Source organism: Phenylobacterium sp., assembly GCF_004799395.1.
Classification (GTDB): domain Bacteria; phylum Pseudomonadota; class Alphaproteobacteria; order Caulobacterales; family Caulobacteraceae; genus Phenylobacterium.
Map to the genome: position 1 here is coordinate 1 of NZ_SSMZ01000091.1, position 15,019 is coordinate 15,019.

Genomic DNA, 15,019 nt, shown 5'->3' on the forward strand with positions numbered 1-15,019 from the left:
CACAAAGGCCAGGACGATGTGCCCGCCCTTCATCAGCACGCCATGCGCGTCCTTGGCGATCGACAGCTCCACGCCGACCGCCCAGACGCTGGCCGCCGCGGCCAGCAACACCAGGCCCAGGATCGCGCCTCGCCCCTCATCATCGATCTCCGCCTGGGCGCGGATCTCATTGGGCCCGTGACTCACCACGGCGCGGTACATCAGGCCCATGAAGGCCATGGAGAGCGCGTCCCAGGCCAGGATCAGCCGTGTCGAGAGCCCCATCTGCGGGATCGCCAACAGCGCCAGGCCGACAGCGACCCCGACCGCCGTCGCGACGGTCAGCCGCGGCCGCGGGCCGAGCGGCCCCAGCCATCTGCGCCACCCCAAGGGGTTCTTGTCCGACATCGGCTGCTCCTGACGCGTGCGCCGGAGCATCGCGCGAGTCCGGCTTGAGGCGCTAGGGCGGCGGACGTCTGCCTGCGCAAGGGCGCGAGCAGCCGCGAAACCGGGAGTTAAGGCCGATGCGCTATGCAAGGGGCGTCTGGGGGGACCCCGCCTTGCCGCTCAAGCCGCACCGGTTGCTAGGATTCGCCTTCGCCAGCGCCGACCTGCTGGTCGAGATCGCGCCCGACGGCCTGATCGCGTTCGCCATGGGCGCGAGCGAAGCCCTGTCCGGCGCCCCGGAGACCGCTCTCGTCGGCCACGCCTGGGGGGATTTCATCGAGCCAGTGGATCGACGGATGCTGGAGATGCTGTTGGCCGGGCTGGAGCCGGGGCGGCGCGCCGGGCCGGTGCTCGTGCGGCTCTCGGCGCCCGAGCACGCCGCGACGCTCACCGCGCTACGCCTGCCGCAGAACAACGGCGCGGTCTCCTGCGCCTTCGCGCAGGCCCGCTACGAGCCCGCCCTGTTCGAAGGTCGCCTGGCCGACCGCGCCGCGTTCGAACTCCTGACCCGCGACCTGCTGGGCGTCGCCAACGGCGCCGGCAAGGAGCTGGAGCTGTCCTTCGTCGAACTGGGGGGACTGAGCGCGGCCCGCAGCGGCGGCACGCCGGAGGCCCGCGAGGAGTTGGAGAGCCAGCTCACGGCCCTGCTGCGCGCCCAGGCGTGGGGCGGCGCGGCGGCCACGGAACTTGAACACGATCGTTTCGCCCTGGTGCGCACCAAGGGCGAGACCTCCGACGCCTTCGCCGCCCGGCTCGGCCGCCTGATGAGCAAGGTCACCGACAAGCCGATCGCCCCCAGCGCCGGAGCCATCGGGGTCGGCGGGGTCGAGCGTCCGCAGCAGGTGCTTCGCGCCCTGCGCTACGCCCTCGACGGCTTCAGCCGCGAAGGCGCCGAGTTCGCCATGCCGGCCAACCTGGCCGACGCGCTGACGCTGGCCATGGACAGGGCGCTCGGCGAGGCCGGCGTCCTGGGCGCGGCGATTTCTGACAAGACTTTCCGCCTCGCCTACCAGCCGGTGGTCGATCTCAGCAGCCGCAAGGTCCACCACTTCGAGGTCCTGGTCCGCTTCGGCGACGACGAGAGCCCCTTCCCGCAGATCCGCATGGCGGAGGAGCTCGACCTGATCGAGGCCCTCGACTTCGCCATCCTGGAGCGCGCCATCGGCGTCATGGCGCCCCAGCCGGACCTGAAACTGGCGGTCAATGTCTCCGGCCGCACGATCATCTCAGGCGCCTATATCGAACGCGCCGTGAAGCTCATCCAGCGCCATCCGGAGATTTCCGGGCGGTTGATGTTCGAACTCACCGAGAGCGCCGCCATCGACGACCTGCAACTGGCGGACAGCCACATTCAGGTCCTGCGCGCGGCCGGCTGCGAGGTGTGCCTGGACGACTTCGGCGCCGGAGCCGCCTCTCTAGCCTATCTGCAGCAGCTCAGCCTCGACGTCCTGAAGATCGACGGGCGCTATATCCGCGACCTGCAATTCGGCTCGCGGAGCGCGACCTTCATCAAGCACCTGGTCGACATGAGCCGAGAGCTCGGCATGAAAACCCTGGCGGAGATGGTGGAGACATCCATCGTCGAGGACGCCGTGCGGCGCGCCGGCGTCGACTTCGCCCAGGGCTGGCTCTACGGCCTGGCGAGCGACGAGCCGGTCATGGCGGCCCCCAAGAACCATTGGAACGCCAAGGCGGGCTGAACCGTGCGGGCTCCGGCCCTCGGCGGCGTCAGGACCAGGTGAGCCAGAGCGGCTCGGCCGGATAGCGGCCGGCGGCCACGTCCGGCAGCAAGGTAGGCATCTCGCGCGGGAAGATCGTCTCGCCGCTGGCCGCCAGGTCCACCGGCGTCCACCAGCGCAGGTCGTCGATCAGGTTGCGCTCCTGCTCATCCCAGCCGTCGCGGCAGGGCTCGCCGCCCCCGCAGCGGCCGACCAGGTAGCGCTCGCGGAACATCACCGTCTCGCCCGCCAGCTTCAGCGGCCCGTCGCGCCGCCAGACCACCGGGCCCAGTTCGACGCCGGTGAAGCCGGTCTCCTCCGCCAGTTCCCTCACCGCGGCCTCTTCGAGACTCTCGGCGCGCTCTACCCCACCGCCCACGGCGAACCAGTAGCCCGGTCCTTCCGGCCGGCTGGGCAAGCGGCCCTTCATCAACAGCACTCGCCCCTGGGGGTCGAAGAGCAGCACCCGCACCGTGGGTCGCTCGCGCAGGACCGGCGCAATCATCCGCCCGCCAGCGACAGCCACTCGTCCTCGGTGATCACCCGGACGCCCAGCTTGTTGGCGTCGACCAGCTTCGAGCCCGCGCCTGGCCCCGCCACCACCAGGTCGGTCTTCTTCGACACAGAACCCGAGACCTTGGCGCCCAGGGCCTCGGCCTGGGCCTTGGCCTCGTCGCGGGTCATTTTCTCCAGGGCGCCGGTGAAGACGATGGTCTTGCCGGCCACGGCGGTGTCGGTCTTGGGCCGCTCGGCCGGGATGACCCGCAGTTCCTTGAGCAGGGCCTCGACAAGCGCGCGGTTGTGCGCCTCGCCGAAGAACTCCGCGATCATCCGCGCGGCGACCACGCCGACGGCGTCCACCGCCGCCACGTCCAGGAAGGCGTCGCCCGGCGTCTGGGCGGCCGCCTCGACCGCGGCGGCCTCGAAGCTCGCCCAGTCGCCATAGCGCGCCGCCAACGCCGCCCGGGCCTTGGAATTGAGCTTGGGAATGGCCAGCCGCAGATGTTCCTCAAGCGAGATCTCCGCCGGGATCAGCAGCGGCTGCCGGGCGCGGGCGAAGTCCAGCACGGCCTGCACTGCCGTGGGTCCGAGGCCATCGAGGTCCGACAGTTCGGCGAACCGCGCCCCGGCCATCTGCTGTGACGCCGCCTCCGAGACCTCTACGAACCGCGCCACGGTCTCGAAGCTACGGGCGAGCGCCAGTGAAGTGGTCTCGCCCACGTGGCGGATGCCCAGGCCGTAGATGAAGCGGTCGAGGGCGATGTCGCGGCGGGTCTCGATGCTGGCCAGCAGGTTGGCGACGCTGGTCTCGCCGAACCGATCGGTCTCCAACAGCTCCTCGCGATGGTCCTTCAGGCGGAAGATGTCGGCCGGGCTCTCCAGCCACCCGCGCTCCGAGAAGAGGGTCAGCTGCTTTTCGCCCAGGCCCTCGATGTCGAAGGCTCGGCGGCTCACGAAATGGCGCAGGTGCGCGAGCTTCTGGAACGGACAGGCGAATTCGCCGGAGCAGCGGCGCACCACGGTCTCCGCCCCCGCCGCGGTGGTCTCGCGCACGATCTCGGTGCGCAGATCGCAGGGGCAATGGGTGGGGAAAGCGTAGGGCCGCGCGCCCTTCGGGCGCTCCTCCAGCACCACCGAGACGATCTGCGGGATGACGTCGCCGGCGCGCTGCAGGATCACCGTGTCGCCCACGCGGGCGTCCAGGCGCGCGATCTCGTCGGCGTTGTGCAGGGTGGCATTCTCGACCACGACGCCGCCCACCGTCACCGGCTGGAGTCTCGCCACCGGTGTGATCGCGCCCGTGCGGCCGACCTGGATGTCGATGGCCTCCAGGATGGTGCGCGCCCGTTGCGCCGGGAACTTGCGCGCGATCGCCCAGCGGGGCGTGCGGGTGATGAAGCCCAGTCGCTGCTGCCAGTCCAGCCTGTCGACCTTGTAGACGACGCCGTCGATGTCATAAGCAAGGTGCGGACGCACCGCCTCCATCCGCTGGTAGGCGGCCAGAAGGCCAGGCGCGTTCTCCACCCGCTCGCTCTGCGGCGTTGTCGAAAAGCCCCAGGACTTGAGCAGGCCCAGGGCCTCCCATTGGGTCGTGGCGAACGGCGCGCTGTGGATGCCCCAGGCATAGGCGAAAAAGCTCAGGGGACGGCCGGCGGTGACCTTCGCGTCGATCTGGCGCAGCGACCCGGCGGCGGCGTTGCGCGGATTGGCGTAGGTCTTCTGGCCCGCCGCCTCGGCAGCCGCGTTCAGGGCCGCGAAGGCCTCGTGGCTGAGATATACCTCGCCGCGCACCTCGATCTCGTCCGGCCAGCCGGAGCCAGACAGGATCTTCGGCACATCGGCGATAGTCAGGACATTGGCGGTGACGTCCTCGCCCACCCGCCCGTCGCCACGGGTGGCGGCCTGCACGAGCTTGCCCTTCTCGTAGCGGATCGAGCACGACAGGCCGTCGATCTTCGGCTCGGCGGTGTAGGCGACCAGGTCCCCGGACGAGAGGCGCAGGAAACGGCGGATGCGGGCGTCGAACTCGACGGCCTCGTCGTCGGCGAAGGCGTTGTCGAGGCTGAGCATCGGCACGCCATGGGTCACGGGGGAGAACTGCGCCGCCCGCGCCGCGCCCACCTTCAGGGAAGGCGAATCCTCCCGCACGAGCTCAGGAAACCGCGCCTCGATCTCCAGATTGCGCCGCTTCAGCGCATCGTAGTCGCCGTCCGAAATCGTCGGGGCGTCCTGCTGGTGATAGCGGATGTCGTGGCCCGCAATCTCCTCGGCCAGCCGCGCCAGCTCGGCGGTCGCCTGGTCGGGGGTGAGGTCGGCGACGGGGATCATTTTCCCTCCCTTAATGGGGAGGGACAGGCCGCGCCAGCGGCCAGGGTGGGGAAGTCCCGGTCAATCTCTGACTCGGTGTTCCGGCCCACGCGTCCCTACCCGTCTCGCGGCGCTCGCCACCCTCCCCATCAAGGGAGGGAAGCTAGACGCCGATCAAGGCCCTTGCCGCCGCGCGGGCGGCGTCGGTGATCTCGGCGCCGGCCAGCATGCGGGCGATTTCCTCCTCGCGCTCGGTAGCGGAGAGGTCTTCGAGCGTGGTGCGCAGGCGCTCGCCCTCGCCGGCCTTGGCGATGCGCCAGTGGGCGTCGCCGCGGGCGGCCACCTGCGGGCTGTGGGTGACGACCAGCACCTGAGCCTCGCCTGCCAGGCGCTTGAGGCGCAGACCCACGGCGTCGGCGACGGCGCCGCCCACGCCCTGGTCCACCTCGTCGAAGATCATCAGCGGTTGCGGGCCGCCGGAGCGGCCGGCCAGCGCGGCCTTCAGCGCCAGCGCGAAGCGGGCCAGCTCACCGCCTGACGCGATAGCGCCCAGGTCGCCGAACGGCGCGCCGGGGTTGGTGGCGATCTCGAAGGCGACCCGGTCGAGCCCTGTGGGCGCGGCCTTGTCCTCGGCCAAGGGCTCGACGGCGACCTGGAAGCGGGCCTTGTCGAGCTTCAGCGGCTCAAGTTCGGCCATGACGGCCGTGGCCAGACGCCGCCCCGCGGCCGTGCGCTCGGCGGTAAGCTTTCCCGCCTCCGCCAGATAGGCCTTGTGGGCGGCGGCCAGGGCGGCCTCGGCGGCCCGCAACGCATCGCCGGAGGTCTCCACGGCGCGCAGACGCTCGGCGAAGCGGGCGCGCAACTGGGGAAGCTCCTCGACGCTGACCTGCAGCTTGCGGGCGAGGCCCCGCAGGTCGAAAAGCCGCTCTTCCGCCTTCTCCAGGCGATCGGGCTCGAAATCGAAGGCCTCGGCGGCCGCGTCGATAGCCGCCTCGGCCTCCCCCGCCTCGATCAGCACCCGGTCCATCGCCGCCGAGGCGTCGGTCAGCCGCTTCACGGCGGTCCCGGTCTCGGCCGCCCCGGCCAGCAGGGCGCGTTCGTGCGCACGGCTCAACGCCCTGACAGCGCCGGCGACGCGGGCGGACAGGCCCTCGAAGACCTCACGGGCGCCGCCGATGTCGGCCAGGGCCTTTTCCGAAGCGCCCAGGATGGCGCGCTCCTCGGCCAGCTCCGTCTCCTCGCCCTCGCGCGGGTCCAGGCGGTCGAGCTCGGCCAGGCGCAGGGTCAGCTCCTCGGTCTCCGCGTCGGCACGGGCGACCTCGGCGCGCATGGCCTCCACCGCCAGCCGCGCCTCTCGCCACTCCCTCCAACGGCCAGCCACCGCGCGGCCCTGGCCCTCCAGCCCGCCGAAGGCGTCGAGCAGGGGGCGATGGGTGCGCGCGTCCAGCAGGCCCACGGTCTCGTGCTGGCCATGCACCTCCAGCAGCGCCTCGCCGATCTCCTTCAGCACGCCGACGCCGGTCGCCTGGTCGTTGACGAACGCCCGGCTTCGGCCATCGGCGCTGAGGGTGCGGCGCAGGACCAGGTCCTCGTCGCGGGCGTAGGATAGGCCCTTCTCTTCCAGCAGGTCCCAGACCGGGTGGCTGGGCGCGGGCGCGAACAGCGCCGAGGCCGCAGCCTGGGCCGCGCCGCGGCGCACCAGGCCCGCGTCGGCGCGCGCCCCCACGGCCAGGCCGAGCGCATCGAGGATGATCGACTTGCCGGCCCCGGTCTCGCCGGTAAGCACCGTCAGCCCCGGCCCGATGGACAGGTCCAGCGCCTCGATCAGCACCACGTCGCGGATCCAGAGTCCTATCAGCATGTTTGGCCGATCAGCATGGCCGCCAGGACGCCCAAGAATCAGCGGCCAGACAAGGCGCCGCCCAAGCGCAGTTGATCACTTTTTGTTCTCATAGCCAACCCCGCGGCGCGAGGCGGCGCCGCGGGGGAGTCCGGCTCGGCCTAGGAGGTCGGCGAGCGGGTCGGCGTCGGGTCCGGATCGGGTTGCGGCCCGGTGACATCCGGCTCTTTCGAGCCAAGGAACGGGATGTGGAAGAAGCTGCGCTTCTTCTTGGGCGTGGGCTGATCCGCGCTCGCCGTGTCGGCGGGCGCCGCGGCCGGAGCCGCCGCGGGAGCTGGGGCGTCGACCTTCGTCTTGGTCGCCAAGGACGCCGCCGCCGTGTCAGGCAAATTGGTGGGCGGCAGGACCGTGCGGGTCTTGTCCTTCGTGAAGGCCGGATGGAAGACGCTGCGCTTCGACACCACCGCGGGGATTTCCTGCGGACGCAGGCCCTTGGAGGTCAGCAGGTCGTAGGCGTCGCGATACCAGAAATCGCCCGGATAGTTGTAGCCCAGCACTGCGCCGTCCTTCTTGGCCTCGTCCAGCAGGCCGAGCGTCAGGTTGGCCTCCACCAGGCGGTAGAGCGCCTCAGGCGCGTGGCTGGTGGTCTGATAGCGTTCGGTGACGACCTTGAAGCGGTTGATGGCGGCCAGGGTGTCGTTCTGACGCAGGTACCAGCGCCCGATGGTCATTTCCTTGCCGGCCAGCTGGTCGTTGACCATGTCGATCTTCAGGCGGGCGTCGAGCGCGTATTCGGTGTGCGGATAGCGCGAGGTGACCTCGCGCAGATTGTCCAGGGCCTGACCGGTCGCGGCCTGGTCCCGGCCCACGTCGACGATCTGCTCGAAATAGCAGATGGCCTTCAGATAGTGGGCGTAGGCGGCGGCCTGGTTGCCCGGATAGAGCGAGATGAAGCGGTCGGCGTCGGCGATCGCGTCGTCATAGTCGTTGGCCTGATAGTGGGCGAAGGCCTGCATCAGAATCGAGCGGCGCGACCACTCCGAATAGGGGTGCTGACGTTCGACTTCCTGGAAGTATTCGACCGCCTGGCTCCACAGGTGCCTGTCCATGCGGTCGGCGCCGGTCGAGTAGAGCAGCTCCACCGGCCGTTCCTCATAGGCGAGCTTCGGCTTCGGCTTCGGCCGAGCCCCGCAGGCGGACACAGCGAGGCTGCAGAGGAGGATGATGAGCGCAGGGCGAACCCAAGACTTGCGAACGCCCAGATTGGGAGAAACAGGCACCTTCACCTCAAAAGACCGACGCGCGCCCCCACGCGGAGAGAAGCTTCTACACCAGGGACTGTGGCGCGCAAACGGCGCTACCGCCGCAGCCGTCAGAGAGACCCGCGCAGGCTTTCGACCTGCTCGGCGTGGGTAGTGCTGGGTTTGGCCAGACCGAGCTGATCGCTGACCATTTCGGCGAGGGACGGCAGGGTCGAGCGTTCGACCCTATGCGACTCACCCCACAGGTCGGCGCGCATCAGCGCCTTTGGGCAATGCAGGAAGGCCTCGTGGACCTCGACGCTCAAAAGCGTACGCGGCGCACGGCCGAACTCCGCGAACTCGGCGCACAGCGACTCGTCGGCCACCAGGCTGGCCGCGCCATTGACGCGGTAGATGTCATCGACGCCCGGGATCATGAACATCAGGGCGACCCCTCCGCCGCCCTCGGAGACATTCTTCAGTGTATCCAATCGGTTGTTGCCGGGCCGATCAGGCATCAGCACACTCAGGCCGTCGTCCGCGACCCGGACAAATCCGGGCGCGCCGCCGCGCGGAGAGACGTCGAGCCCGCCCGCGCCCGCCGAACCGATGACCAGGAATGGCGAGAGCGAGATGAAGCGGCGGCCATGGGGGTCGATGTGATCGATGGCCTTGGCGACCGTCACCGGCTTCGGCGGCGTGTAGAGGCGCTCCAGCTCGGCCTGCATGGGTTTGTCGGACATCGTCTCGCCTCCTGCCAGGAGTGAAGCAGGCGCGGCGGACCTCAGCAACCGGGTCGCTTAGACCGCGACGGCGATTTCATCGGCAAACGTGCGGACGCGATAGGCCTCGGGATGGGCGGCCAGCGCGCGGACCAGCTGGTTGTTGATCCCGTGGCCGGCGAGCTCGCCTTCGAATCGGCCGAGGATCGGCGCGCCCAGGACGTAGAGGTCGCCGATGGCGTCCAGCGCCTTGTGGCGGACGAACTCGTCGGGGCGGCGCAGGCCTTCCGGGTTCAGCACCCGATCGCCCTCGATCACCACACAGTTGTCCATCGTGCCGCCACGGGCCAGGCCCATGGCGCGAAGGGCTTCGACCTCGTGCAGGAAGCCGAAGGTGCGGCAGTCGGCCAGTTCCCGGCGGAACGCGGCCTCGTCCATCGGCAGGTCGACTTCCTGACGGCCGATCACCGCGGTGGGGAATTCGATGGCGAAGGCCACCTCGAAGCGCATGGCCGGCGACAGCGAGGCGCGCTTGTCGCCGTCGACCACTTCGACGGTGTCGATGATCTCGATGAACCGGCGGGCCGCCGCCTGGGGCCTGCGCCCTGCCCGGTCGAGGATTTTCAGGAACGGCCAGGAGGAGCCGTCCATGATCGGCATCTCCGGCCCATCGAGCTCGACGACGGCGTTGTCGATGCCGGACATCACCAGGGCGGCCATCAGGTGCTCGATGGTGGCCACCGTCACGCCGGCGGCGTTGGTGATGACGGTGCCGAGCTGGGTCTTGCAGACCGCTTCCGGCGAGACGGGCACGCGGTTGTCGCGGTCGGCGATGTCGGCGCGGACGAAAACGATGCCGGCGTCGCACCCGGCCGGATGCACCGCGACCTGTGTGTATTCTCCGGTGTGGACGCCGACGCCGGCGAACAGCGCCGGGGTCTTGACGGTGTGCTGAAAGGCGCCGCTCTGGAAACCGTCTGCCGCCACGCTGGGACCTTCCCTGGAACTGGGGCGTAAAAAGCCCCGCTGACCGAGGAGCGCCCACAAGTGCGGTTAATGCCCTTGGTGCGCCGCAGCAAAACAAACCCTGTTTCGCAATGTTTCGGTTAACGGAGTCCAAAAACGGACTGCGCCGCGGAAGCCTTTTCAGGCCGCCGCGGCGCAGGTTGGACTCTCAGGTATTTCAGCTAGTTGGCGAGGCGGCGCAGGAAGGACGGGATCTCCAGATCCTCGCCCTGATGAGCCTCTTCCTCGGGCGCTGCGGCCTCGGCGGGTAGCGCGCCGCCGCGGCTCGGTTGCGGACGCGGCGCAGGCGACGCGGCCGGCTGCGGCGCGTCGTAGCGCGGCCGGCTGCCGAAGATGCTGAGGAAGCCGCCGCGCGGGCGGCGCTCCTCAAAGGCCGGCTCGGCGAACAGCGGCTCGTCCTGGGGCTCCGACACCGCCGGATCGACGATGCGGGTGACCGGCTGGACCACCACCGGTTCGGGCGCGGACTGATGGGCGACAGGCCCGGGCGCGGCGTAGAGGTCGGGTTGCTCTTCATCGAGCGCCACGGACGCCGCGATCGGGTCGGCGGCCGGCGCCGAGGCGTAGGCCGAGGCTTCCGCCGCAGGGGCGCGGGCATCGGACATCACGAGCGGCGGGGCGGTCATCGGCCGGCGCTCGAGCTTGGGCTCGATGGCGGCGATCGAGGCGCCGTCCATGCCGGTGGCCACGACGCTCACGCGGATCATGCCGTCCAGCGACGGATCGAAGGCCGCGCCGAAGATGATGTTGGCTTCCGGGTCGACCTGTTCGGAGATGGCGTTGGCCGCCTCGTCGACTTCCAGCAGGGTCATGTCGAGGCCGCCGGTGACGTTGACCAGCACCGCCTTGGCGCCCTTCAGGGACACTTCGTCGAGCAACGGGTTCTGGATGGCGTTCTGGGCGGCCATCAGGGCGCGGTCGTCGCCGGTGGCCTCGCCGGTCCCCATCATCGCCTTGCCCATCTCGGTCATCACCGTGCGGACATCGGCGAAGTCGAGGTTGATCAGGCCGGGCAGCACCATCAGGTCGGTGATCGAGCGCACGCCCGAATGCAGCACCTGGTCGGCCATGCCGAAGGCTTCGGCGAAGGTGGTCCGCTCGTTGGCGACGCGGAACAGGTTCTGGTTGGGGATGACGATCAGGGTGTCGACATAGCGCTGCAGCTCGCCGATGCCGGCGTCGGCCAGGCGCATGCGGTGGCGACCCTCGAAGTGGAAGGGCTTGGTGACAACGCCCACCGTCAGGATGCCGCGCTCCCGGGCGCACTTGGCGATGATCGGGGCAGCCCCCGTGCCGGTGCCGCCGCCCATGCCCGCGGTGATGAACACCATGTGGGCGCCGTCGAGATGCTCGCCGATCTCCGGGATGCTCTCCTCGGCGGCGCTCATGCCGATCTCGGGGTGGGCGCCAGCGCCGAGGCCCTGCGTCGCCAGGACGCCGAGCTGCACGCGGCGCTCGGTCTTGGCGAACTGCAGCTGCTGGGCGTCGGTGTTGGCGACGACGAACTCGACGCCTTCGAGGCCCGCCTCGATCATGTTGTTGACGGCGTTGCCGCCGGCCCCGCCGACGCCGAAGACGACGATCCGCGGCTTCAATTCTGTCGCGCGCGGCGCTGAAAGAGCGATTGTCATGGGACCCCTGCGTCCTTCTGAATTTGCGGCCCGGAGCGCAGCGGCGAACCGCCGCCGCACGCTTCGTAACTAAGCGTTAAGTACGCGCCGACATCCTTAATCGAGCGTTAACCGCATACCGTGAGTCGCGAGTGGGTCGAGCGCCGCCGTGACGGAAAAATCCCCTTGCGTCACAAGGCGTAAGCCGAATCAGCGGCGGGTGCGGCGTTCTGACTCGCCCTGTGGAACCCGGGGATAGCTGGTTAAGCTTTCCGGGGCACGGGACCTAACGCAGCGTCAAAGGTTCTCGCGCAGCCACGAGGCGGCCTTGGCCACCGGGTTGGCGCGGGGGTCGAGGGGCTCGCGGCGCAGCTTCGCGGAGGCCAGCGCCTTGGCGCTCACCGCCTCGCGGGGGCCGAAGGCCGCGCGGTGCAGGATCCCGGCGGCGGCGGTGAAGGCGGGGCCCGAGGCGGCGTCGGCCAAGTGCGGCACGCGGCGCGGCCTCCCTAAGCGCACCGGACGGTCGAAGACGCGGACGGCGACTTCACGGACGCCGGCCAGCTGGCTTGCGCCGCCGGTCAGCACCAAGCCCGCGCCGGGCTCGATCGGGGCGCCGGACGCCTTCAGGCGGTCGCGCAGCAGTTCCAGGGTCTCTTCCACGCGAGGCGCGATAATGCCCTTCAGGAGGCTGCGCGGGGCGATGACCGGGCCTGCGCCGGGATCATCGCCGCGCGGCGGCGCTTCGATCATTTCACGATCCTCGTTGGCCGAGGCGATGGCCGAGCCGTGCAGGGTCTTGATCCGCTCGGCGCCGGCGATGGAGGTGGAAAGCCCCCGGGCGATATCCTGGGTCACGTGCTGGCCGCCGACAGGCACGGTTTCGACGTGGACAAGGCTGCCGGAATTGAACACCGCCGCGGAGGTCGAGCCGCCGCCCATGTCGATGCAGACTGAGCCGAGGTCCATCTCGTCCTCTTCCAGCGCCGCCAGGGCCGAGACGAAGGGGGCGGCGACCACGCCGTCGAACTGCAGGTGGGCGCGCTCGACGCAGGCGCCCAGGGTCTGGAACACCGCCTCGGAGACCGAGACGACCAGCAGCTCCACGCCCAGCGTGCGGCCGAACATGGCGCGCGGGTCGCGCACCCCGCCCTGGCCGTCTACGCTCCAGGCGATCGGCAGGATGTGGGCGGCTCTACGGCCCGGCAGCTTGATCTGGGCCAGGGCATGGCTGATCGCGCGGACCAGGTCGTTGTCGCTGATCGGCCGTGCGCCGATCGAGACCCGGCCAGCCACGCGGTTGGAGGTGAGCTGGCCGCCGGCGGTGGCGACGGTGACGCCCTGGACGTTGACGCCGGCGACGTTCTCGGCCCGCTCCACGGCCTGGGCGATGGCCTCGGAGGCCTCATCCAGGTTGACGATGGAGCCGCCACGGATGCCGCGCGACTGGACGTAGCCGACGCCGGCGGTGGTCAGGGTGCGGTCGCCCTTGCGGACGCCTTCGGGCTTCATGATGAAACAGGCGACCTTGGCGGCGCCCAGGTCGACGGCGGCGACCACCGGCGGGCGCACCAGCGCCGCCTTCAGCCCCTCGCGGCCGTCCTTTCGACCCGACGACTTTGTCCCGCCCATCTGACCTTGGTCGAACCGGCGTTCTTCGGTGGGGGCGTCGGCTGGGCTCGCCAGGTTCAACATCTACTCTTCTTCCATCTGCGTTCAGAGCCTCGCCCCGGCGGGCGCGGCGAGGGTTTGGGACTGCAAGGCCTGCACGGCGCGGGGCCGCACGGAGACCACGTCGGGATTGCGCAGGTCGATGCGGTCGAAGCCGAGCTCCAGGATGCGCGAGCGCTGATCGAGCCGCTCCAGCTGCATCAGGGCCCCGTCGACGCCATCGGCCGGCAACTGGATCAGCGAACCGTCCTTCATCCGGATGTCCCATCGGCGATCGTCGACGCGGACCAGGGCGTCCATCTGACCGATCAGGCGCGGGCGCTGGGCGATCACCGGCAGGATCTCCGGCGCGTGGCTCGCCGCGCCCTCGCCCACCACCAGGGGCAGCCTGGCGAAGCGGGCGGGGTCGGCTTCCTTGATCACCTGGCCATGGTCGTCGATGACGAACTGCCGCCCGTCGTGCTGCCAGACGGCGAGCTGGCGGTGCTCGGCCACCGAGATCACCAGGGTGTCGGGCAAGAGGCGCACGACGCGGGCTTCCTTCACCCAGCCGACCTGTTCGACGTTCTTGCGCAAGGTAGTGAGGTTCAGGCCCAGCAGCGGCTGGTTCTTGTAGACCCCGGCGGCCCGGACGATGTCGGCGGTGGCCATGGGCGAGGCGCCCTGCACCTCGATGGTCTTCAGCCGGAAGCCGGCCGCCCCGAAACGGCCATCGACACCCGAGCCGATCGCGGACGCCAGGCGCTGGCCGCGGTGGCCGGTGGCGAGCGTCACGCCCAGGGCGAGGGCCAGGACGGCGACGGCGCCTGTCAGCGCCAGCCTGGGCGAAAGTCCGCGATGTTCGGTGACCGGCGCGCGGCGGGCCGCAGGCGCCTGACGCGCCGCCTTCGGCGCCGTCTTGGGTGAGGGTCTCGCCTTAGCTCGCGATCCCCCCCGCACCGCCGCGGGCATACGCGTCCTCCGTAATCCAAAGCACCAGAGCGTCGAAATCCACGCCCTGCAGCGCCGCCTGCTCTGGGATGAGCGAAGTGGGCGTCATGCCGGGCTGGGTGTTGACCTCAAGGAGGACCAGAACGTCGTTAACATCGTCATAACGCAGGTCCGCCCGGGTAACCCCTCGGCAACCCAGGGCGGCGTGCGCCTGCTCGCTCATTCTCAGCGCCTTTTCAAAGGCATGAGGTGGAATATCTGCGGGCACTATGTGCGTCGATCCGCCCTCGCCATACTTCGCTTCGTAGTCATAAAAACCTGTGCGCGGGATGATGTCGGTGACGGTCATGGCCTTGCCGTCCATCACCCCCACGGCGAGCTCCCGCCCGGCGATGTAGGGCTCGATCATCACCTCCTCGCCAAAGGTCCAGGACGGGGCGACGATCTCCTGCGGCGGACGGTTCGCGCCCTCGAAGACCAGGAACACCCCGACGGACGACCCCTCCGCGTTGGGCTTGACCACATAGGGCGGCGCCATGACGTGATCGGCCGCCGCCTCGAAGCGGTTGAAGAGCCCGCCGCCCGGCACGATCACGCCGGCGGCGGCCAGCACCGCCTTGGCCTTGGCCTTGTCCATGGCCAGCGCCGAGGCCAGGACGCCGGAGTGGGTGTAGGGCAGCGCCAGGGTCTCGAGCACGCCCTGCACGCAGCCGTCCTCGCCCCACTCGCCGTGCAGGGCGTTGAAGCAGACGTCCGGCTTGAGCTGGGTCAGCGTCTGGGCGAGGTCGCGGCCGGCATCGACTCTGGAGACCCTGGCGCCCAGCCGCTCCAGGGCCTCGGCGCACTCGCGCCCGGACACCAGGCTCACCTCGCGCTCCGACGAGAGCCCGCCCAGCAGGACGGCGACGTGCCTTCCTTGCAGAGGTTTGGCGGAAATGGGCGCGGTCATGGGCGACTCGAAGGGATGCCAGGCGATGCCATGGCGGTGACGGAGCCGAGGCGCCGGGTCAAGAGGCTGTTGGGACCTGCT

General features: G+C 70.0%; 11 protein-coding genes and 1 pseudogene. 1 reads left to right on the forward strand and 11 read right to left on the reverse strand.

Annotated elements, in window-relative coordinates; translation table 11 throughout:
- A partial coding sequence (locus E8A12_RS06455) for a DUF1345 domain-containing protein (RefSeq protein ID WP_293367098.1) occupies positions 1-387 on the reverse strand: 387 nt, incomplete at its 3' end.
- A gap of 116 nt (positions 388-503) precedes the next feature.
- On the opposite strand from E8A12_RS06455, the gene E8A12_RS06460 reads away from it, so the two are divergent.
- Complete coding sequence (locus tag E8A12_RS06460; protein ID WP_293367099.1) at positions 504-2,126, forward strand: EAL domain-containing protein; 1,623 nt, start codon at positions 504-506, stop codon at positions 2,124-2,126.
- A gap of 28 nt (positions 2,127-2,154) precedes the next feature.
- Here the strand turns inward: E8A12_RS06460 and E8A12_RS06465 are convergent, their stop codons facing one another.
- From E8A12_RS06465 to E8A12_RS06510, 10 genes and pseudogenes are all read right to left on the reverse strand, one after another.
- The gene (locus tag E8A12_RS06465) at positions 2,155-2,649 is read right to left on the reverse strand and encodes an NUDIX domain-containing protein (protein ID WP_293367100.1); all 495 of its coding nucleotides are present in this window, start codon (positions 2,647-2,649) and stop codon (positions 2,155-2,157) included.
- Entirely contained in the window at positions 2,646-4,973 is a 2,328-nt protein-coding gene (gene ligA / locus E8A12_RS06470) for an NAD-dependent DNA ligase LigA (RefSeq protein ID WP_293367101.1), read from the reverse strand. The genes E8A12_RS06465 and ligA overlap by 4 nt, the downstream gene beginning before the upstream one ends.
- Before the next feature lie 142 nt (positions 4,974-5,115).
- Positions 5,116-6,813 (reverse strand): DNA repair protein RecN, encoded by a 1,698-nt coding sequence (gene recN, locus E8A12_RS06475; protein WP_293367102.1) that lies wholly within the window; start codon positions 6,811-6,813, stop codon positions 5,116-5,118.
- A 458-nt stretch (positions 6,814-7,271) separates the two neighbouring features.
- Positions 7,272-8,054 (reverse strand): annotated as a pseudogene (locus tag E8A12_RS06480) (outer membrane protein assembly factor BamD); the annotation flags it as partial.
- A 110-nt stretch (positions 8,055-8,164) separates the two neighbouring features.
- Positions 8,165-8,776, reverse strand: coding sequence for an MSMEG_1061 family FMN-dependent PPOX-type flavoprotein (locus tag E8A12_RS06485; protein WP_293367103.1), 612 nt, complete (start codon positions 8,774-8,776; stop codon positions 8,165-8,167).
- 57 nt (positions 8,777-8,833) lie between these two features.
- Positions 8,834-9,742 (reverse strand): UDP-3-O-acyl-N-acetylglucosamine deacetylase, encoded by a 909-nt coding sequence (lpxC, locus tag E8A12_RS06490; RefSeq protein WP_293367104.1) that lies wholly within the window; start codon positions 9,740-9,742, stop codon positions 8,834-8,836.
- Between the two features lie 200 nt (positions 9,743-9,942).
- On the reverse strand, positions 9,943-11,412 hold the full coding sequence (ftsZ, locus tag E8A12_RS06495) for a cell division protein FtsZ (protein ID WP_293367105.1): 1,470 nt from the start codon (positions 11,410-11,412) through the stop codon (positions 9,943-9,945).
- A 276-nt stretch (positions 11,413-11,688) separates the two neighbouring features.
- On the reverse strand, positions 11,689-13,020 hold the full coding sequence (gene ftsA, locus E8A12_RS06500) for a cell division protein FtsA (RefSeq protein ID WP_293367108.1): 1,332 nt from the start codon (positions 13,018-13,020) through the stop codon (positions 11,689-11,691).
- Positions 13,021-13,104: 84 nt separating this feature from the next.
- Entirely contained in the window at positions 13,105-14,010 is a 906-nt protein-coding gene (locus E8A12_RS06505; protein ID WP_293367106.1) for a cell division protein FtsQ/DivIB, read from the reverse strand.
- Entirely contained in the window at positions 13,976-14,938 is a 963-nt protein-coding gene (locus tag E8A12_RS06510) for a D-alanine--D-alanine ligase (protein WP_293367107.1), read from the reverse strand. Before E8A12_RS06510 ends, E8A12_RS06505 begins: the two co-directional genes overlap by 35 nt.
- Positions 14,939-15,019: the final 81 nt, after the last annotated feature.